This window comes from Gordonia liuliyuniae (genome assembly GCF_021739025.1).
In the GTDB taxonomy this organism is placed as follows: domain Bacteria; phylum Actinomycetota; class Actinomycetes; order Mycobacteriales; family Mycobacteriaceae; genus Gordonia; species Gordonia liuliyuniae.
Genome location: NZ_JAKKOT010000008.1, coordinates 169,505 through 189,999, shown reverse-complemented (window position 1 = coordinate 189,999; position 20,495 = coordinate 169,505). Strand labels below are relative to the sequence as shown.

At 67.4% G+C, this 20,495-nt stretch carries 18 protein-coding genes; 3 read left to right on the top strand and 15 right to left on the bottom strand.

What is annotated here, in order from left to right:
• The first annotated feature begins 5 nt into the window (after positions 1 to 5).
• The gene (locus tag L5G28_RS18205) at positions 6 to 1,118 is read left to right on the top strand and encodes an NDMA-dependent alcohol dehydrogenase (protein ID WP_237002756.1); all 1,113 of its coding nucleotides are present in this window, start codon (positions 6 to 8) and stop codon (positions 1,116 to 1,118) included.
• Between the two features lie 131 nt (positions 1,119 to 1,249).
• Here the strand turns inward: L5G28_RS18205 and pgi are convergent, their stop codons facing one another.
• From pgi to gnd, 3 genes are read right to left on the bottom strand one after another with little or no spacing between them, the layout of a single operon-like run.
• A complete protein-coding gene (gene pgi / locus L5G28_RS18200) occupies positions 1,250 to 2,875 on the bottom strand; it encodes a glucose-6-phosphate isomerase (protein WP_372477254.1) in 1,626 nt (541 codons plus the stop codon).
• A 2-nt stretch (positions 2,876 to 2,877) separates the two neighbouring features.
• Positions 2,878 to 3,882: a glucose-6-phosphate dehydrogenase (coenzyme-F420) gene (gene fgd / locus L5G28_RS18195; RefSeq protein ID WP_237002754.1), complete on the bottom strand. Its 1,005-nt coding sequence runs from the start codon at positions 3,880 to 3,882 to the stop codon at positions 2,878 to 2,880.
• Positions 3,879 to 4,775: a phosphogluconate dehydrogenase (NAD(+)-dependent, decarboxylating) gene (gene gnd, locus L5G28_RS18190; RefSeq protein WP_237002753.1), complete on the bottom strand. Its 897-nt coding sequence runs from the start codon at positions 4,773 to 4,775 to the stop codon at positions 3,879 to 3,881. The genes fgd and gnd overlap by 4 nt, the downstream gene beginning before the upstream one ends.
• Before the next feature lie 145 nt (positions 4,776 to 4,920).
• On the opposite strand from gnd, the gene L5G28_RS18185 reads away from it, so the two are divergent.
• Positions 4,921 to 5,673, top strand: a complete 753-nt coding sequence (locus tag L5G28_RS18185) for a DeoR/GlpR family DNA-binding transcription regulator (protein WP_237002752.1) — start codon at positions 4,921 to 4,923, stop codon at positions 5,671 to 5,673.
• A gap of 37 nt (positions 5,674 to 5,710) precedes the next feature.
• On the opposite strand, the gene L5G28_RS18180 is transcribed toward L5G28_RS18185, so the two are convergent.
• The 8 genes from L5G28_RS18180 to L5G28_RS18145 form a co-directional block, all read right to left on the bottom strand.
• Complete coding sequence (locus tag L5G28_RS18180; protein ID WP_236998982.1) at positions 5,711 to 6,316, bottom strand: TetR/AcrR family transcriptional regulator; 606 nt, start codon at positions 6,314 to 6,316, stop codon at positions 5,711 to 5,713.
• Entirely contained in the window at positions 6,313 to 7,107 is a 795-nt protein-coding gene (locus L5G28_RS18175; protein ID WP_237002751.1) for an enoyl-CoA hydratase family protein, read from the bottom strand. Before L5G28_RS18175 ends, L5G28_RS18180 begins: the two co-directional genes overlap by 4 nt.
• Before the next feature lie 50 nt (positions 7,108 to 7,157).
• Positions 7,158 to 8,315 carry an acyl-CoA dehydrogenase family protein gene (locus L5G28_RS18170; protein WP_237002750.1) on the bottom strand — a complete coding sequence of 386 codons (1,158 nt, stop codon included), beginning with the start codon at positions 8,313 to 8,315 and terminating at the stop codon, positions 7,158 to 7,160.
• A gap of 69 nt (positions 8,316 to 8,384) precedes the next feature.
• Positions 8,385 to 10,403: an acetyl/propionyl/methylcrotonyl-CoA carboxylase subunit alpha gene (locus tag L5G28_RS18165; RefSeq protein WP_237002749.1), complete on the bottom strand. Its 2,019-nt coding sequence runs from the start codon at positions 10,401 to 10,403 to the stop codon at positions 8,385 to 8,387.
• A gap of 11 nt (positions 10,404 to 10,414) precedes the next feature.
• The gene (locus L5G28_RS18160) at positions 10,415 to 12,010 is read right to left on the bottom strand and encodes an acyl-CoA carboxylase subunit beta (RefSeq protein WP_237002748.1); all 1,596 of its coding nucleotides are present in this window, start codon (positions 12,008 to 12,010) and stop codon (positions 10,415 to 10,417) included.
• Positions 12,007 to 13,167: an acyl-CoA dehydrogenase family protein gene (locus tag L5G28_RS18155; protein WP_237002747.1), complete on the bottom strand. Its 1,161-nt coding sequence runs from the start codon at positions 13,165 to 13,167 to the stop codon at positions 12,007 to 12,009. The genes L5G28_RS18160 and L5G28_RS18155 overlap by 4 nt, the downstream gene beginning before the upstream one ends.
• A gap of 69 nt (positions 13,168 to 13,236) precedes the next feature.
• Positions 13,237 to 14,958: an acyclic terpene utilization AtuA family protein gene (locus tag L5G28_RS18150; RefSeq protein ID WP_237002746.1), complete on the bottom strand. Its 1,722-nt coding sequence runs from the start codon at positions 14,956 to 14,958 to the stop codon at positions 13,237 to 13,239.
• On the bottom strand, positions 14,959 to 15,744 hold the full coding sequence (locus L5G28_RS18145) for a TIGR03084 family metal-binding protein (protein WP_237002745.1): 786 nt from the start codon (positions 15,742 to 15,744) through the stop codon (positions 14,959 to 14,961).
• Positions 15,745 to 15,863: 119 nt separating this feature from the next.
• Here L5G28_RS18145 and L5G28_RS18140 point away from each other — a divergent pair, with 119 nt between their 5' ends.
• On the top strand, positions 15,864 to 16,754 hold the full coding sequence (locus L5G28_RS18140) for a PaaI family thioesterase (RefSeq protein ID WP_237002744.1): 891 nt from the start codon (positions 15,864 to 15,866) through the stop codon (positions 16,752 to 16,754).
• A gap of 56 nt (positions 16,755 to 16,810) precedes the next feature.
• On the opposite strand, the gene L5G28_RS18135 is transcribed toward L5G28_RS18140, so the two are convergent.
• From L5G28_RS18135 to L5G28_RS18120, 4 genes are read right to left on the bottom strand one after another with little or no spacing between them, the layout of a single operon-like run.
• Positions 16,811 to 18,076: a hypothetical protein gene (locus L5G28_RS18135; protein WP_237002743.1), complete on the bottom strand. Its 1,266-nt coding sequence runs from the start codon at positions 18,074 to 18,076 to the stop codon at positions 16,811 to 16,813.
• Between the two features lies 1 nt (position 18,077).
• The gene (locus L5G28_RS18130; RefSeq protein ID WP_237002742.1) at positions 18,078 to 18,272 is read right to left on the bottom strand and encodes a ferredoxin; all 195 of its coding nucleotides are present in this window, start codon (positions 18,270 to 18,272) and stop codon (positions 18,078 to 18,080) included.
• Positions 18,272 to 19,675 (bottom strand): cytochrome P450, encoded by a 1,404-nt coding sequence (locus L5G28_RS18125; protein ID WP_237002741.1) that lies wholly within the window; start codon positions 19,673 to 19,675, stop codon positions 18,272 to 18,274. Before L5G28_RS18125 ends, L5G28_RS18130 begins: the two co-directional genes overlap by 1 nt.
• 31 nt (positions 19,676 to 19,706) lie before the next feature.
• Entirely contained in the window at positions 19,707 to 20,492 is a 786-nt protein-coding gene (locus L5G28_RS18120) for an SDR family oxidoreductase (protein ID WP_236998970.1), read from the bottom strand.
• Positions 20,493 to 20,495: the final 3 nt, after the last annotated feature.

The window sequence follows — 20,495 nt, the reverse complement described above, 5'->3', positions numbered from 1 at the left end:
TACCAATGAAGACCAAAGCAGCAGTGCTCCTCGAAGCAGGCAAGCCGTTCGAGATCATGGAACTCGAGCTCGACGGCCCCGGCGCGGGCGAAGTCCTGATCAAGTACACCTCGGCGGGCCTGTGCCACTCCGATCTGCACCTCACCGACGGCGACCTTCCGCCCCGCTACCCCATCGTCGGCGGCCACGAGGGCTCGGGCATCATCCAGGAAGTCGGGCCCGGCGTCACGAAGGTGAAGCCCGGCGACCACGTCGTGTGCAGCTTCATCCCGAACTGCGGCACCTGTCGGTACTGTTCGACGGGTCGCCAGAACCTGTGCGACATGGGCGCGACCATCCTGGAAGGGTCGATGCCCGACGGCACGTTCCGCTTCCACGGGAACGGTGACGACTTCGGCGCGATGTGCATGCTCGGCACGTTCTCCGAGTACTCGACCATCTCTCAGCATTCGGTGGTCAAGGTCGACGACTGGCTGCCGCTGGAGACGGCTGTCCTCGTCGGCTGCGGCGTGCCGTCGGGCTGGGGCACCGCCGTCAACGCAGGCAATCTCCGGGCGGGCGACACCGCGGTGATCTATGGCATCGGCGGTCTCGGCATCAATGCCGTGCAGGGCGCCGTCTCGGCGGGGTGCAAGTACGTCGTCGCGGTCGACCCGATCGAGATGAAGCGCAACGAGGCTCTCAAGTTCGGTGCGACGCACGCCTTCGCGACCGCTGAGGAAGCCCAGGAGAAGGTCACCGAACTGACGTGGGGCCAGGGCGCGGACGCCGCATTGATCCTGGTCGGTACCGTCGACGTCCCCGTCGTGCAGGCGGCGACCGCGATCATCGGTAAGGGCGGCAAGGTCGTCATCACCGGTCTCGCCGATCCGACGAAGCTGACCGTGCAGGTGTCCGGCACCGATCTCACGCTCAACCAGAAGACGATCATGGGCACCCTGTTCGGGTCGATGAATCCGCAGTACGACATCGTCCGACTCCTGCGCCTGTACGACGCCGGTGAACTCAAGCTCGACGAACTCGTCACCAAGAGGTACTCGCTCGAAGACGTCAACCAGGGATACGACGATCTCCGCAACGGATTGAACGTCCGCGGCGTCATCGACCACGCCGTATAGACAGGTCAAATCCGGAACGTCGTGAAACCTACACCGCAGCGAGGCCGCATCACCCTATGGATCGATGCAGCCCTGCTGCGGTGTAGGTTTCACAGTTCATCGGCCGACGACGGTCACGGCGCCGTTTCGCGCTATGTCCGCTCGCGCCAGAACGCCGCGACGAGCCCCCTGGTCGAGCTGTCCATCTCGTCGGAGGGCCCGCCACCCGCGGCCAGCGCGGGGGCGAGTTCCACGGCCGACGCCTTCCCGAGTTCGACTCCCCACTGGTCGAAGGAGTCGATCCCCCACACCGCGCCCTGCACGAACACCTGATGCTCGTACAGGGCGATCAACTGACCGAGCGTCGACGGGGCCAGCTCGGACGCCAGGATCGTCGTCGACGGCCGATCTCCGGGCATCACCTTGTGCGGCGCCAGCACGGGGTCGACGCCGTCGGCGATGACCTCTGCCTTCGTCTTCCCGAATGCCAGCACCCGCGACTGCGCGAACATGTTGGCGGTCAACACCTCATGCATGCTGGTGGCGCCGTCGGGAGAGATGAAGTCCTCCCCCGCCCGCGCGAAGCCGATGAAGTCCGCCGGAACGAGTCTGGTCCCTTGATGCAACAACTGGTGGAAGGCGTGCTGACCGTTGGTGCCCGCCTCCCCCCAGATCACCTCTCCGGTCGGCACGCCGACGGGTGTGCCGTCGCCGCGCACCGACTTGCCGTTCGACTCCATGGCCAGCTGCTGCAGGTAGGCGGGCAGCCGGGCGAGGTCGTTCGCGTACGGCAGGATCGCGCGGGCGTCCGCGTCGAGCACGCTCGCGTACCAGACGCTCAGCAGACCGAGGATGACCGGCCCGTTCGAGTGGATGGGCGCGGTCTGGAAGTGTTCGTCGACCGTACGGAACCCCGCGAGGAACTCCGCGAACCTGTGCCTGCCGATCGCTGCCATGACCGACAGCCCGACGGCTGATCCGACGGAGTAGCGGCCGCCGACCCAGTCCCAGAATCCGAAGACGTTCGACGATTCGATGCCGAAGTCGGCGACCAGTGCCGCGTTGGTGGACACCGCGACGAAGTGTCCGGCGACGGCATCCTCGCCGAGCGCGTCGACGATCCATCGCCGTGCGGCGTGTGCGTTCGCCATCGTCTCGAATGTCGAGAACGTCTTCGAGACGACGACGAACAGCGTCGTCGCCGGATCGAGGTCGGCGAGTGTGGACAGCAGGTCAGCCGGGTCGACGTTCGACACGAACCGCACGTCAGGACCGTCGCAGTACTCGCGCAGCGCGGCGTGCACCATCGCCGGTCCGAGGTCGGAGCCGCCGATGCCGATGTTGACGACGGTCGTGATCGGACGTCCGTCCGCGCCGCGCCATGACCCGTCGCGCAGGCTGTCGGTGAACTCGCCCATCGCGTCGAGGACGCCGTGTACGTCGGGCACCACGTCATGTCCGTCGAGCCACAGTGACTCGTCGCGTCGTTTGCGCAGCGCGATGTGCAGCACCGGGCGGTCTTCGGAGACGTTGATGCGTTCGCCGCGGAGCATCGCGTCCCGCTTCTCGAAGACGTGCGTCTCGCGGGCCAGCAGATGCAGCAGACGCATGGTCGCACCGTTGATCCGATGCTTGCTGTAGTCGATGTACAGGTCTCCGACGGAGACGGTCATGGCCGTGCCCCGCGCGGGGTCGGCCGCGAACAGATCCCGGAGGCTGCGTTCGGTGATCGTCGCGCTGTGCTCGGTGAGCGCCGCCCACGCCGTCGCATCTGACACGCTCATGTCAGCGCCCTCAGTCGGGGTGCGAGGTCTCGCTCGAACAGGTCGAGGAAACGGCGCTGATCGTGGCCCGGGGCGTGGAACACCAGGTGGTTCAGACCCGCGTCCAGGTAGGGCGCGATCTGGGCGACGGCCTCGTCCGGGTCGGAGGCGACGATCCACCGTCTGGCGATCTGCTCGATCGGCAACGCGTCGGCCGCGGCCTCCATCTCGATCGGATCCTCGATGCTGTGCTTCTGTTCGGGTGTCAGCGACAGCGGAGCCCAGAACCGCGTGTTGTCCAGCGCCACTTGCGGGTCGGTGTCGTAGGACAGCTTGATCTCGATCATCCGGTCCACGTCGTCGAACCGGCCCGCCTTCGCCGCCCCCTCCTCGACCGCCGGGAGCAACTTCTCGGTGTACAGGTCCATGCCCTTGCCGGAGGTGCAGATGAAACCGTCGCCCGCGCGTCCGGCGTATCGGGCGACGACCGGGCCGCCCGCCGCGATGTACACCGGGACCGTCCCGGACTCTGGAACGTCGTAGATCGACGCGCCCTTCGTCTTGTAGAACTCGCCCGAGAAGTCGACGCGCTCGCCCCGCCACAACGCTCGCATCAACTCGACGGCTTCTCGCAGCCGCGCGAACCGTTCCTTGAACGCGGGCCATTCACCGTCGAATCCGGTCGCGATCTCGTTGAGCGCCTCGCCCGTGCCGACGCCCAACATGACTCGATCGGGGTACAGGCAGCCCATCGTCGCGAACGCCTGCGCGACCACCGCCGGGTTGTATCGGAACGTCGGCGTCATCACCGACGTGCCCAACTGGATCCGGCTCGTCCGCTCGCCGACCGCAGTCATCCACGAGATCGAGAAGGGAGCGTGGCCACCGTTGTGTCGCCACGGTTGGAAGTGGTCCGAGACGGTCGCCGAATCCATGCCGTGCTGTTCGGCGAGAACGGCGAGCTCGACCAGTTCGCGCGGCGCGAACTGCTCTGCCGACGCCTTGTATCCGAGTTTGATCATTTCCCTGCTTCCGGGTCGGTGTGAACCTGATGTCCCCCGAATCGATTGCGTAGTGCCGCCACAGCCTTCATCGCAGGCGACTCCTCCTGCCGAGAGGAGAACCGCGCGAATAGCGCAGCGGCGATGACCGGTGTCGGCACGGCGTGACCGATCGCCTCCTCGACCGTCCACCGCCCCTCGCCGGAGTCTTCGGTGTACCCGGTGATCTCAGCGAGCCCCGGGTCGTCGGCGAGAGCGGCGACGAGGAGTTCGAGAAGCCAGGAGCGGACCACGGTGCCCGATTGCCACGCCCGCATCACTTCGTCGGGTGCGGTGATGAGGGACTCCGCGGCGAGCAGCTCGTACCCCTCGGCGTATGCCTGCATGAGTCCGTACTCGATGCCGTTGTGCACCATCTTCGCGTAGTGCCCCGCCCCGGTCGGGCCCGCGTGCACGAAACCGCGCTCGCGCGGCCCCTCCGGACGCAGCGTGTCGAAGATCGGCATCGCACGCCGGACGTCGGCGGCCGAACCGCCGACCATGAGGCCGTAACCCTCGGTCCTCCCCCACACCCCGCCGGACACTCCGCAGTCGAGGTAGGCGATGCCTCGCTCGCCGAGCGAGGCGGCGTGCACCGCGTCCTCGGTGAAACGGGAGTTGCCGCCGTCGATGACGAGATCACCGTCCGTGAGCAGATCAGCCAGTTCGTCGATCACCTCGCGGGTCGGGGCGCCCGCAGGCACCATCGTCCACAGGACGCGTGGAACGGCGAGGCCCTTGACGAGATCGTGCAGCGAATCAACGTCGCCGACACCGGGGGCTGCGTCGTATCCGATCACCGTGTGGCCGTCCGCGCGGAGACGATCACGCATGTTCGCACCCATTCGGCCGAGGCCGATCACACCGATCTCCACCAGGCACTCCTCCACGCGACGTTATGGAACACACCAACGATTGCACGAAATCGCGCACATTGTGCACGTAATCATGTGATCGGTCTTCGGGTATGTCAATATTCACGCATGAGTGAATCCGTGCCGTCCCGCCGTGGGATGTTCGATGGCCGCTGACGATAGGCGGCGGGAGATACTGCGACGACTCCAAATCGACGGATACCTGGAGGCCGCAGCGCTCTCTCGCGATCTCGGCGTCGACGCGTCGACCATTCGACGTGACCTCGACGCTCTCGCGCGATCCGGGCAGGCCGAACGGACCCACGGCGGCGCGCGGAGCACGATCGGGGCGCCGAACGACATTCCGTACGCCGTCAAAGAAGGCGAACGACGCCACGAGAAGATCGCGATCGCCCGCGCGGCCGCCGCCGAGGTGCGCGACGGCCAGACCGTCGTCCTCGACAGCGGTTCGACGACGTTCCAGATCGCTCTCGAGCTACGACACAAGCACGAGATCACGATCATCACCAATGACCTGCGCATCGGAAAGTACGCGGCCACGCTGCCGAGCGTCCGACTCCTCGTGACCGGCGGCGAACTCCTCGGATCGGTGTTTACGCTGGTCGGCGAACGATCCGTCGACTTCCTGTCCGATTACTCGGCCGACTGGGCGTTTCTCGGCGCCGACGCTATCGACCCCACCGCAGGCATTACCAACACGAACACCTTGGAGATCCCCGTCAAGCGGGCCATGATCCGCGCCGCAGACCGGTCGATCGTCGTCGCCGACAGCTCCAAGTTCGGTGCGCGCGCGCTCGCACGGGTGGCGACGCTCGACGAGGTCGACCGGATCATCACCGACCGCCAGCAGGCCATCGACCGGGTCGCCGACTACGGGCCGACCGTCACGTTCGCTTAGCTCCGCTGGGATCGCGACCTGTAGGTCTGTAGGTCGTTCAGTCGCGCCTGAGCGCCGCGGTCAATTGGTCCGCCCACGTCCCGACCACCTGGGCGCGCCGACGCGAATCGTCCGACAGCGTGCCCGCGAGGCCGAGACCGCGCGCGAGGTCGAGGGTGGCTTGCACGAGTCGGTGCGCGTTCGGGTCGGTCCCCTCGGGGTCGAGTCCGGCGAGCGTCATCGCGTGCGCGGCGCGCGCGAATTTGGCCTCCAACGGAAGAATTCGTTCGCGCAGCGCTTCGTCGGAGGCCGCGGCGGCCCACACCTGCAGCGCCGCACGGAAGTTCGGCCCCACGTAGATGTCGACGGCCCGTTCGACCACGACTCTGATCCGCTCTGGACCCGGGGGAAGATCGTCGAGGTCCTCCGCGGCGAGGGCGGTCAGGTCGGTGAACATCTGCTCCAACGCCGCAGTGATCAGCGCTTCGCGCGTCGGGAAGTGATGCTGTGCCGCTCCCCGTGAGACGCCCGCCTCTTCGGCGACGTGGGCGACTGTCGCGGCAGCCCACCCCTGGTCGGCGAGAATGTCGACGGCCGACGCGAGCAGGCGCTCCCGGGTGATCCGCGACCGGTCCTGCTGAGGTTCGCGCGCCGACGCGGTCACGACGCGCTCACATCCCACGACGGCTTCTGCTTGGACAGGAACGCGGTCATGCCCTCGCGTGCGTCGTCGGAGGCGAACAACGCAGCCGACTCCGCGGCGCGCGTCTGAGCGCCGGCGCGGAACTCGGCGAGGACGCCTGCGGTGGTCAACGCCTTCGACACGGCGAGTCCCTGCGGCGACGACCTTCGGACGCCCTCACAGATGCTGTCGAGTTCGGCGTCGAGGTCGTCGGCCGAGCCGAGCGCACGGGACACGACACCGAATTCCTCGGCCTGGTCGGGAGTGAACGTCTCACCGGTCAAGAAGTAGCGGCCGGACGCACGCGCCGACATCTTGGGCACCAGGACGAGAGAGATCATCGACGGCGCGAGCCCCAACCGTGACTCGGTGAGCGCGAACGTCGCCTTCGGGCCGGCGAGCGCGATGTCGGCGGCCCCGAGGAGCCCGAACCCGCCCGCACGGACGTGCCCGTTCGCGACAGCGACCACGGGTTTCGGTGTCTCCAACATCGTCCCCATCAGTTCGATCATCGCCTGCGTGCCTTCCGCCGTCGCCTCCTCGGGGGACAGTCCACGGCCGAGAGCCTCCTTCAGATCGCCGCCGGCGCAGAACGTTCCGCCCGTGTGCGTCAACACCACCGCGCGGACCGCGTCGTCGGACGCCGCGCCCGCCAACGCCGCCTGCAACTGCGCCACCAGAACTGAACTCAACGCGTTCCGGTTGTCTGGCGAATCCAGCGTGATGATCGCGACGGCGGCGACGATCTCAGTGCGTACGAGAGTCTCGATCATGGGGGTCCTTGGGTAGTGGGGCCGATGCAGGTTCCGGTCGAGAACCGACGTCAGTATGACTTCGGCAAGCCCAGGCTCGTCTGGGCGACGAAGTTGAGGATCATCTCCCGACTCACCGGAGCGATACGGGTCAGGCGCGAGAGCGGAACCATCGCGGCCACACCGTATTCGACCGTGAGACCGTTGCCGCCGAGGGTCTGCACCGCCTGGTCGACGGTCTTCACACAGGCTTCGCCCGCCGCATACTTGGCCATGTTGGCCGGTTCGGCCGCGCCCCAGTCGTCGCCGGAGTCGTACAGGGTCGCAGCCTTCTGCATCATCAACTTGGCCATCTCGAGTTCGATCTTGCACTGGGCGAGCGGGTGCGCGATCGCCTGGTGCGCGCCGATCGGAGCCTTCCAGACCGTGCGCTCGTTCGCATAGGCGACGGCCTTCGCCAACGCGAAACGTCCCATGCCGACGGCCGACGCCGACGCCATGATGCGCTCCGGGTTGAGACCCGCGAACAACTGGCTCAACGCGGCGTCCTCCGACCCGATGAGGGCGTCGGCAGGTAGCCGGACGTCGTCGAGGAACAGGGTGAACTGCTTCTCCGGGTTCTTCAGGTCCATGTCGATGATGGTGGAGCTGAAACCCGGCGCATCGGTCGGCACGATGAAGAGAGCGGGCTTGAGGCGGCCGGTCTTCGCGTCCTCTGTCCGCGACACGATCAGCACGGCCTGCGCCTGGTCCACCCCCGAGATGAAGACCTTCTGCCCGTTCAGGATCCACTCGTCGCCGTCCCGGCGGGCCGTGGTCGTGATGTTGTGCGAGTTCGATCCGGCATCGGGTTCGGTGATGCCGAACGCCATCGTGATGCTGCCGTCTGCGAGACCCGGGATCCACTGCTGCTTCTGCTCATCGGTACCGAACTTGGCGATGATGTTGCCGCAGATCGCAGGCGAGACGACGAGCATCAGCAGCCCGGTGCCTGCTGCCGCGATCTCCTCCATGACGATCGACAGTTCGTACATCCCTGCCCCGCCGCCGCCGTACTCCTCGGGCAGGTTCACCCCGATGAAGCCGAGTTCGCCTGCTTCACGCCACATCTCGTCGGTCTTGCGGTCGTGTTCGGCGCAGTCGAGGAAGTACTGCTGGCCGTACTTGTTCGCGAGTGCCCGGACGGCTTCGCGCAGTGCGATGCGCTCGTCGTTCTCGATGAAGGTCATGGAATTCCTGTTCGTTGGTGTGCGGCTGGGCGAAGCGCCCAGTCCGATAAGTGGCGCTGGTCAGGGCAACTAGTCGGGTTCGGCGATGACGGCGAGGACGTCTCCGACGGAGAGCTGCCGTCCCGGCTCGACGGCCAACACCGACACGACACCGTCGGACGGGGCGCTGATCGTGTGCTCCATCTTCATAGCTTCGAGCCACAACAGCGGTTGGCCTGCGGTGACAGCGTCGCCTTCAGCGACCGCGACTCGGATGACCGACCCAGGCATCGGTGCCAGCAACGACCCGGGTCGGGCCTGTGCCGCCGGGTCGACGTAGCGCGGGACCCGCGCGAACGCGACGGACGCACCCGGCCAGTCGACGTTCACCGTCTGCGCACCGGATACTCGTTCGGTGCTGACCGACACCGTGTAGCGACGGGTCACACCCCCAGTCGCGATGACCACCTCGTCGGACGAGACCGACACGACCGTCGACTCCGGGAGGTCGGGCAGTTCGACGCCCGAGTTGCCGAACCGGTACCGCGCGACGATCTCGTCCCCGTCCGCTGCGCCCCCGCACGCGGTGTACCTCTTCACCTGGTAGTCGGAGGCGATGTTGCGCCAACCGGACGGCAGCGAACCGAGCGTGCGTGCCGTCGACCGGTTGATCGCCGACTGCGCGAGCGCTGCGGCGACAGCCGCGACGCGGACGTCCTCGGGCGACGCCAGCGGTGCCGACAGGACGTCGAGACCGACAGTGTCGAGGTACGCGGTGTCGGTGTCGCCGGACAGGAACGTCTCGTCGCGCAGTGTGTTGACGAGCATGTCGCGATTGGTGACGACGCCGTGGATCTTCGCATCGCTCAACGCACGCGCCAGCATCGCGGCGGCACGCTCCCGGGTCGGCGCCCACGAGATGACCTTCGCGAGCATCGGGTCGTAGAACGTCGAGATCTCGCTGCCGTCGGCGACGCCGGAGTCGACGCGCACCCCCGGCCTCGACAACTGTTCGAAGTGCGCCGAGGCAGGCAGGTCGATCGAGGTGACCGTGCCTGACTGCGGCTGCCAGTCGTTCGCCGGGTCCTCCGCGTACAGGCGGACTTCGATCGAATGCCCCGCGGAGACCGGCTCCCGTTCGGGCAGCGCCTCCCCTTCGGCGACGCGGATCTGCCACGCGACCAGATCGGTTCCCGTCGTCAGCTCGGTGACCGGATGCTCCACCTGAAGACGAGTGTTGGTCTCCAAGAAGAAGAACTTCCCGCTCCCGGCGCTCCCGGCGTCGGCTAAGAACTCCACCGTCCCGGCGCCCCGGTATCCGATCGACTCCACGGCCAGACGCGCCGCCGCGTACAGACGTTCGCGCATATCCGGACCGATCCGCTCCACGAGCGGAGCCGGAGCCTCCTCGATCACCTTCTGATGGCGCCGCTGGATGGAGCATTCGCGTTCACCGACCGCCCAGACGGTTCCATGGTCGTCGGCCATCACCTGGACTTCGATGTGATGGCCGCGTTCGATGTACGGCTCGCAGAACACCGTCGGGTCGCCGAACGCCGACTCGGCTTCTCGGCGCGCCGCCGCCACCGCGTCCGCGAGTTCGGCGACCTCACGGACGATCCGCATACCGCGGCCGCCGCCGCCCGCCGACGCCTTGATGAGCAGCGGCAGATCCGCTTCCGTCACGGCGTCGGGGTCGATGTCGGTGAGGACGGGGACGCCGGCGGACGCCATCAGGGCCTTGGCGTTGACCTTCGAACCCATCGCCGTGATCGCAACGGCGGGCGGGCCGATCCACACCAGCCCCGCGTCGACGACGGCCTGCGCGAACTCGGCGTTCTCCGACAGGAATCCGTAACCGGGATGGATGGCGTCGGCGCCTGCCGCCTGCGCGGCGGCGATGATCTTGTCCGGTCGCAGGTACGTCTGCGCCGACGTCGACCCCGGAAGGGCGACAGCAGAATCGGCCATGCGCACGTGAGGTGCGTCGGCGTCCGGGTCGGAGTAGACGGCGACGGTCCGCAGTCCCATCGCTTGGCAGGTGGTGAACACTCGGCACGCGATCTCGCCACGGTTGGCGACGAGCACGGAGGTGATGGTCTGTGTCATGAAGTTCTCCCTCACATCCGGAAGACGCCGAAATTGCTGGTGCCCTCGATCGGGGCAGTCGCAATCGCGGACAGGGTCTGGCCGAGAATCGTTCGGGTGTCACGCGGGTCGATGACCCCGTCGTCGTAGAGCATCCCGGACAGGAACGTCGGCACTGATTCGATCTCGATCTGGGCCTCGATCATCGCGCGCATCCCGGCGTCAGCCTCCTCGTCGACGACGCCGCCGCGAGCCTCGGTGGCGGCCCGGGACACGATCGAGATGACTCCGGCGAGTTGCTGCGCGCCCATCACCGCGCTCTTGGCGCTCGGCCACGCGAACAGGAACCGCGGATCGTAGGCGCGACCGCACATGCCGTAGTGGCCCGCCCCGTAGCTGGCTCCCATCAGGATCGAGATGTGCGGGACCGTCGAGTTCGACACCGCGTTGATCATCATCGCCCCGTGCTTGATGATGCCGCCCTGCTCGTACTCTTTGCCGACCATGTAACCGGTCGTGTTGTGCAAGAACAACAGCGGCGTGTCGCTACGGTTGGCGAGCTGAATGAATTGGGTCGCCTTCTGGGCCTCCTGCGAGAACAGCACGCCCTGCGCGTTGGCGAGAATGCCGACCGGGTAGCCGTGCACGGTGGCCCACCCCGTGCACAGCGAGCTCCCGTAATCGGGTTTGAACTCGTCGAAGTCGCTGCCGTCGACGAGCCGCGCGATCACCTCGCGCGGATCGAACGGGATCTTCAAGTCGCAGGGCACGATCCCGAGCAGATCCTCGGCGTCGTACAGCGGTTCGGCGACGGCGACCGGTTCGGGTCCCCGCTTACGCCAGTTGAGGCGGGCCACGATGCGGCGGCCGATGCGCAGCGCGTCCTGTTCGTCCGCGGCGAGGTAGTCGCTGAGGCCGGACACGCGCGCATGCATCTCGGCGCCACCGAGCTCCTCGTCGTCGCTCACCTCGCCGGTGGCCATCTTGACCAGCGGCGGACCACCGAGGAACACCTTCGACTGGTCTTTGATCATCACGACGTGGTCGCTCATGCCCGGGACATATGCGCCGCCTGCCGTCGAGTTGCCGAAGACCAGCGCGATGGTGGGGATGCCCGCCGCGGAGAGCCGCGTCAAATCGCGGAAGAGTCGTCCGCCGGGAACGAACACCTCCTTCTGCGTCGGAAGGTCCGCCCCGCCCGACTCGACCAGCGAGATCACCGGGAGACGGTTGGCGAGCGCGATATCGTTGGCACGCAGAATCTTACGCAACGTCCACGGGTTGGACGTGCCGCCTTTGACGGTCGGATCGTTCGCCACCAGCATGCACTCGACGCCGTGGACGACGCCGATGCCGACGACGACGGACGCGCCGACGGTGAACTGCGAGCCGTGTGCGGCGAGCGCACACAGCTCGAGGAACGGCGAGTCCTCGTCGACCAGCAGTTCGATGCGCTCGCGTGCGGTCATCTTGCCGCGCTTGCGGTGGCGCTCCACGTACTTCTCACCACCGCCGACGAGGACGGTGCGGAATTCGACGTCCAGGTCGGCGAGCTTCGCGTTCATCGCTTCGACGTTCGCAATGAACTCGTCTGCACCCGTGTCGATTCGGGACTTGAGTACGGTCATGCCTGATACCCCAATCGTTTCGCTGCCAGGCCGGTGAGGATCTCTGTGGTCCCACCGCCGATGCCGAGGATGCGCATGTCGCGGTACTGGCGTTCCACTTCGGATTCGCGCATGTACCCCATGCCGCCGAACAGTTGGACGGCCTTGTTCGCCACCCACTCCCCGGTCTCGACGGCGGTGTTCTTGGCGAAGCAGATCTCTGCGATCAGATCGTCTTCGGACTGCACTCTCCGCTCGACGACGGCGCGCGTATAGGTGCGAGCGACGTCGATGCGCCGAGCCATCTCGGTCACCGAGTCCTGCACCGACTGCCGCGCGATGAGCGGCTTCCCGAACGTCTCCCTGTCCCGGACCCATTCGAGGGTCAGGTCGAGGCAGCGCTGTGCGCTCGCGTACGCCTGCACGGCGAGAGCCGCCCGCTCGGTGACGAATGCCTGCGCGATCTGTGCGAACCCCGAGTTCTCCGGTCCGACCAGGTTCTCGACGGGCACCCGGGCGTCGACGAACGACAACTCGGCGGTGTCCGACGAACGCCACCCCATCTTGTCGAGTTTGCGCGCCACCTCGAAGCCCGGCGTGCCCTTCTCGACGACGAGCAGCGAGACGCCTGCCGCCCCGGGCCCACCCGTGCGGACCGCCGTGACGACGAAGTCGGCGCGTACCGCTGAGGTGATGAACGTCTTGGCTCCGTTCACGACGAAGTGGTCGCCGTCTTTCACCGCGGTCGTCGTGAGATGTCCGACGTCGCTCCCGCCGCCCGGTTCGGTGATGGCCAGACTGCCGATCAGACGTCCCTCGAGTGTCGGCCGCACCCACTTGTCGATCTGTGCCGGATCGCCCGCCGCGATCAGATGCGGCAGCGCGATCCCGTGCGTGAACAACGACGCGAACACGCCGCCGGCCCCGCCCTGGTAATGGAACTCCTCGCCGAGGATCGTCGCGTCGATGAGGTCGCCCCCCGAACCGCCGACCGTTTCGGCGATACCGAGACCGAACAGTCCGAGTTCAGCGGCCGCACCGTGGACGTCGCGCGGGATCAGACCGGTCTGCTCCCATCCGTCTTGCTGACCGATGATGTGGCGATGCATGAACCCGGCGACGCTCGCGCGCAGCGCGAGACGTTCGGGACTGTCCCACAGAGGACTGGGGATGGGCACGTAATACTCCTTACCTCGTGTTCCGCGGGTTGCGCGGGATTCGTTCTCAGCGAGCGGGGCGGGCCCTTCTCAGCGCGCGAACTGTTCGGGGATGTCGACGACCCTCGACCGCAGCCATTCGCCGAGGCCTTTGGCTTGCGGGTCGAAGCGGACGTTCTCGGCGACGCCGCGGCCGAGCACGCCTTCGATGACGAAGTTGAGCGCATTCATCTGCGGCAACCGGTAGCGGTGGACAGTGAGGTCGGCGACCTCGGGCAACAGTTCCTTCAGGTTGTCGACGGTCAGGATTTGGTCGAGCCAGGTGAATTCGGCCCTGCCCTTCGTCCAGACGCCGATGTTGGCGCTGCCGCCCTTGTCGCCGCTGCGCGCGCCGACGATCTCGCCGAGCGGCGCCCTTCGGGTGGGACCCCAGTCGTCGACGGGGCCCGAGTCGGGGACGCTGTGGTCGCGTCCGGGCTCGGTGCGCAGCGGTGACGGTTCGATGAGGACGGACACGCCGTCGGGCTGATTGACCCGATGTTCGACGAGCCCGGCGTCGACGTAACCCGGTTCGAACACGCCGTACGGCGCGCCGTTGCCCGGAGGAGAGGTCATTGTGAAGCCGGGGAAGCTGGCGAGGGCCAGTTCGACGGCGGTCGCGCTGAACGGCCGGCCGACGACCTTAGGGTCGGGGTCGCGGGCGACGCACCGCAGCACCGCGCTCGCCTGCTCCTGCGTGTCTGCGTCGGCGCGGTCGAGTCGGGACAGCTCCCAGGTGAGTTCGGCCGGGCGGCTGGGCAGCGCGGCTTCGAACTGATTCTGGAAGAGCGCGGCCTTCGCTTCGACGTCGAGGCCGGTGATCACGACGTCGACTTCGTTGCGGACACCGGCGAGGTGGTTCAGCGAGACCTTGAGATCTTTTGGCGGGGCTTCTCCGCGCACGCCGGTGATCGCGACCCGATCGGGTCCGGCCTGTGCGAGTGCGATCGTGTCGAGCAGCGCCGTCGCGTCCGGGTTGTAGTAGCGCGGCCCCTGCACCTCGTACAGGAGTTGTGCGGTCACCGTGCCGACACTCACGGCGCCACCGGTGTCGTCGTGCTTGGTGATGATCGACGATCCGTCGGAGGCGACCTCGGCGATCGGGAAGCCGAGGGGTCGGTCCATCGGGATCTCGGAGAAGAACGAGTAGTTGCCGCCGGTCGCCTGCGTTCCGCATTCGATGACGTGCCCCGCGACGACTGCTCCGGCGATCGCGTCGAGGTCATCGTAGCCCCAGCCGAAGGCCGCTGCTGCGGCCCCGACGGTCAGCGACGCGTCGGTGACGCGGCCGGTGACGACGACATCGGCTCCGCGATCGAGGGCGGCTTTGATGCCGAAGCCGCCGAGGTAGGCGTTGGCCGTGATCGGCGTGCCGAGACCGAGCTCGGCGGCCCGCGGCGCGAGGTCGTCACCGTTCACGAATGCGATGTGGGCGTCGACGCCGAGCTGCTGGGCGAGTTCGCGCAGCGCGACAGCCAACCCGTGGGGGTTGAGACCGCCCGCGTTGACCACGACTTGCACGCCCTTCTCGACGGCGAGGCCCAGGCTCGTCTCCATCTGTCGCAGAAACGTCTTGGCATAGCCGCGGGACGGGTCCTTCATGCGGTCCTTGCCGAGGATCAGCATCGTCAGTTCGGCGAGGTAGTCGCCGGTCAGATAGTCGAGTTGTCCGCCGTCGAGCATTTCGTGGACGGCAGTGAGCCGATCGCCGTAGAAGCCGGACGCGTTGCCGATCCGGACCGATCCGGGCGTCGAGGTCGGGTCGGGAGCCATTCAGTGTCCTTCCTGCGAGGGTTCCCGTCCGGGTCCGGGCGGGCCTGCGAAGCATTGCGCGATCGACGCCCACTCGACCGCGTCGTCACCGATGAGCTCGAGGTCGAGGTCGGCGAGCGCGCGCCGTTGCGTGACGAGTTCGGCGAAGTGCAGGGCCGATCCGCGGACGATGTTCGACGCCTCCGGCGGCCCCCACGTCCAGATCTGTCCATCGGGCGCGGTCACCTCGACTCGGAACGGATCGGTCGGCGGCGTGCGGCCGTGCACCAGGTAGGCGAAGTCGCGGGTGCGGACGCCGATGTGCGCCACGTTGCGGAGCCGGTCGGTCGGCTCCGGGACGACGCCGAGCGCGTCGGCGACGTCGAGTCCGTGCGCCCAGGTCTCCATGATCCGCGCGGTCATCATCGACGACGGCGACATCTGCGGCCCGAACCACGGGAGCTTGACACCGTCGGGCACTGCGACGAGCGCGTCGACGAGCCTGGTCCGTGTCTCTCGCCAGTCAGCGAGCAGGTCGGCGGGCGGCCGCGCCGCCTCGATCCGGGCGGCGGTGTCGACGAAGCCCGCCGGATCCTGCGTACCGACGGCCAGCACCTGCGCCGAGAACTCCTCGGGGTCCGTGGCAGCGATCAGCGACACCCGGTCGGTCCAGAGGACGTGGCCGATCTGATGGGCGATGGTCCAACCCGGCGCGGGCGTCGGTTGTGACCACTGGTCCTCGTTCAGGTCCGCCACGAGGGCGTCGAGCGCGGCGTATTCGGCGCGCAGATCGTCGGCGATGCTCACGCGATGAGCGTCACACACGATCAGAAAATAATCAAGCACGCCTGATTGTTTTAGTGAATCCACTGAAACTCCCCCACCGCGACCCAGGTCACACCACTGCTCCTGCTAGACAGATCGGTATGAGCCCGAACTCCACCGGCGCGACCCCCACTGATCCGTTCACGGCCTTCGCCGTAGGGCGGGACGTCGACTTCGACGGCGCGGTGATGCACCAGGCACTCGGCTCCCGCGTCACCGACCACCGCGGGCTCATCGACCTGCCGGCCCTCGCCGTGCTGTTCGACGACCTGGGCGGATACCGATTCTTCATCGAGGACCCCGCTGCCACGTCGTTGCAGTCCCGGCTGACGATGGCGATGCTCGACCGCCCGGACGTCGACGAACGCGTGCAGGCCACCGCGGACCTGCGCATGTCGTCACCCGGCTACGGGACGACGACCGTCGAGATCACCGGGGACGGCGGACGCGTCCTCTGCTCGGGTCTCGCACGCAACGTCCGCGTCGGACGCGCGGCGAGTGGGCCCGCCGAGTTGAACCTCGCGGTACCGCAGGCTCCGAACGACGTACCGATCGTCGACGCGCTGCCCGGGGGCCTCACCGGCCGGGAAGTGATCGACGCGATCCGGCGGGGCGCCCCGATCGGCCCGATCGCCACGATGCTCGGCGGATCGATCTCCGCCGCGGACGACGACGGCCTCACCTACACCACCGAGACCGCGGCGTGGATGGGCAACATGATGGGCACCATGCACGGCGGCGTCATCGGCGCGGTCGTCGCCCAAGGGTGCTCATTCGGAGCACAGCTCTACACCGGCGCCGGCCAGAGGTACCAGATGGTCGACTTCACTGTCGCCTTCCTCCGCTCCCCCGCCGTCGACGGCCGTCGCATCCACACGCGCGTCAGCCCGATCAAACTCGGACGACGCCTCTCGGTGTTCGACGCCGACCTGCGCGACGAGGACGGCACGCTGCTCGCGCACGCGACGGCAGACGTCCGCTTCGATGTGTGAGGGCCGCAAGCAGCGACAGCGTCGTTGAGATCTCGACGCGGAAGCCTCACACAGTCTCACACGACGGTCAGCGGGAGGCTCCGTGACGGACCGCGGTCGGCGAAACTGAACGACGCGCCCCCGGAGAACCGGACGATCGCGACCTCGCCGGGTTCGCTCTGCGGCTCGCCGCGACCGATCCGGATCACCGTCTCGACCGGCCCGCCGAACGATTCGCCGACCACCCATGTCGGGTCTACCGCCGTCGATGCGGACTGCAGCGCGCCGAGCCGCCCGCCGGCGAGCAGACGCATCCACCCGCCGTCGGCCAGCGCGTCGGAGTCGTTCGGAATGTGGACGTCGACGTGCTCGTCGTCGACCGCCTCCGCACGGAAGCCGGTGTACTGTCTCGGCCCGAACACCGGGTTCAGGTTCAGCACGTCGGCGAGGGTCTGCGCGTCCGAACGGTTCTCGAAGACCGCGGCACGCACACGTTCGGACGCGATGCCCGCAATCCCGATGAGCTGTTTATCGAAGATGTCGTCGGCCGCGGCGTCGTCCGCGCGACGGAGCACCGAGTCGAGGAATCCCAGCGCCAACAGCTGATGCTGGAGGGTCACCTCCTCCAGGATGCGCCGCAACGCCGACGCCGACCATTCGGCGAAGTTCAGGTCTGCGACGAGCGGACCACGGTAGTCCACCAGGCCGTCGGTTGACGCGGGGTCGATGGGGCTGAGTTCGACCGTCGCCGCTCGGCGGACCAGCATCGGCTTGGTCACTTCGGGCAACGGCAGTTCGTCGCGGTCGGGTTCGATCGTCACCGCCCACTCACAGTGCGGCGTGCGGTCGACCGGCATTCGCGGCGGACGATGCACCGGCCGGATCCGTGCGCGACGATTCGTCGCGATGGCGGTCGCGTCGAACGTCGGATCCTCGATCGTGTGGCACATCGCGGTGACGTAATCCTCGCCCATCGGCTCCACGTCGAGCAGTGCGCCGCAGTGGTCGAGCACGAACGACCCGTGGTATTCGTCGTCGACGCGGTAGCGGAAGTCCATGAACTGGGGCGGAGCCCCGATGTCGAGCTGCAGGCACTTGAACATGTCGACGACACCGTCGCCGTCGATGCCGAGCGCGGCACGCATTCGTCCCGTGTACACCGGGCTCGCCGCCATCCACTCTTCGATCGCGACCTGCGCCATGCCGTCCCGGCCGAACGCCGAGATCAGATGGGCCATGCCGCTGCGGTCGATCAGCTGCCCGGTCAACAACAACTCCGGCACCAGCGTCGCCAGCTGATCGCCGGTCAGTCGATCGAGGGTGGTATTCGGGTCGGTCGTCATCTCAGTCCTCCTCCACGATCTTCAACGCCTGCGTCGGGCAGTAGCGGACCGCGGCCTCGATCTCACCGCGGAGTGACTCGTCCGGCGTCTCGTCGAGCAGCGTGACGCTGTCACGTCCGGCTTCGAAGACCTCCGGGGCCTCCATCTCGCACATGCCGTGCCCCTGACACAGGTCCAGGTCGACGACTACGCGCATCACGCCGTTCCTGTCGCCGATTCGGCCCCGCCCCGACGCCGGTACGCGACCCGGCACGGCTGCTGCAGTTGGACGACCATCTTCGAGTGGTCGTTGCGGTAGCTCTCGGGGTCCTGCACGAGCGAGAACTCGTAGTTGCGCAGCAGCACCGAGAAGATCGCCTTGAGCTGCATCATCGCGAACTGTGCGCCGACACAGCGGTGGCGGCCCGCACCGAACGGAATCCACGTCCACCGGTTGACGAGGTCCTCCTGCCGACCGTCCCCGTATCGTTCGGGGTCGAACTCGTCGGGGCTCGGGAAGTCTTCCGGCAACCGGTTGGAAACGGCGGGCGACACCGCGATCGACTGTCCCGGTTCGACCGTCACCCCGCCGACCTCGAACGCCTCCTGCACGACCCGCATCAGGATGATCAGCGGCGGATGCAGGCGCAGCGCCTCCTTCAACGCACCCTCCAGCTTGGGGATCTGCCGCATCGCGGCGAACGAGTACTGTGTCACGTCCCCTCGCTCCGCTCCACCGTCGCCGGCCTCGTAGATCCCGTCCAGCTCCTCGGTGACCTGCGCGAGATAGTCGGGGTGCTTCAACAGTTCGATGAGCGTCCACGCGGCCGTGCCCGACGTGGTGTGGTGCCCGGCGAACATCATCGAGATGAAGATGCCGGTGACGGTGTTGGCGTCGAACATCGGTGAACCGTCGTCGTTCATCAGCGAGACGAGCACGTCGACCAGGTCGCGGTCGTCTTTGCTCTCCGGCGGGTTCGCGACCCGGCCCTCCATGATCTGCCCGATGAACTCGACGAGTTCGGCGCGTGCGGCGTCGCGACGCCGGAAGCTCTCGATGTCCGCGTGCATGTCGACGTACGCGATCGGGTCGGTGCCCTTCTCCAGATCGTGGAACAGGTGCGCGACGTGGACGTTGAGCTCCTCGCGGAACTTGCCGCCGATCAGGCAGGACGACGACGTGTAAAGAGTGAGTTCGGCGAAGAACTCGAGCAGGTCGATCTCGCCTTCGTCGCCCCAGTCGGCGATGATCCGCTCTACCTCTTGCGGAATCGTCACCGCGTGCTGCTTCATGTGCGCGCCCTTGAGCGCCTGGTTGTGCAGCATCTCGCTGCGGCGTTCCGGGCTCGTGTCGAAGACGACGCCCTCACCGAACACCGGGGTCATGAACGGGTAGGCTGCCGCTTGGTCGAGCACTTCGTCGGGCGCGCGGAAGAACTCCTCGTTCGCGGCCGCCCCGCTGACCAGGACCACTTCGCGGTCGGCCAACTGGAACGTTCCGACTTCTCCGCACTCGTCGCGCACCCGTTGGAACAGGGCGATCGGATCGGTGGCCATCTCGTCGAGATGTCCGTGCTCGCCGGCACCGCCGGACACACGCTTTGACGTGACAGCAGTCATGTCGGTTCTCCTTGGGTCGGGTCGGATCTGCTTAACCGGTGGTCGTCGCGGTCAGCTTGCCCTCGGCTTCGACGTCGACGGCTTTCATGTGCGCCCCCGGCGGGAGCGTCACCATCGACTCGACGGCGTGGGCGAGGTTGTCGGGTTCGAGGAAGTGGCCGTGGCGGGCGAGACCGAACGCGATCCAGTCGTTGAGCATGCCCTCGGTGGCCGTCTGGTCCAGGTTCATGCCCATCCCGGTCATCGTCTGGCCGGGCCGGACCAGCCCCGCGCGGACGCCGGTGCCTTCGAGCTCCATGTGCGCGGTCGCGACAAGCCCTTCGACGCCGCATTTGGCGGCGACGTACGCCGACGACCATGGACGCGGATGCGAGACGACGTCGGAGCTGATGAAGACGAAGTCGCCGCGCCGCCGCCCGATCATGTCGGGGACCACGGCGCGGTACATGCGGTACGCGCCGACCAGGTGGACGTCGATCTGCGCGGCCCACTCGTCGACGGGCATCTCGTGCGCGCGGCCGATCTGCAGGTCGCCTGCTCCGGACACGGCGATCTCCAGTGGGCCGAGCGCCTCCTGCGCGGACTTCACCGCCGAGATCACCGACTCGTCGGACGTGACGTCGAGTTCGACGGCGACCGCTTCCCCGCCCGCGCTGGTGATCTCGTCCGCGAGCTCGGTGAGCTTGTCGACGCGGCGGGCGCCGAGCGCCACCGGGTAACCGAGACCGGCCAGGCGACGTGCGGTCGCCTCACCGATACCGGAGGACGCGCCCGCGACGAGGACCGGTCGACGTTCGGGGTGGGGTTGGAATCGCATCGG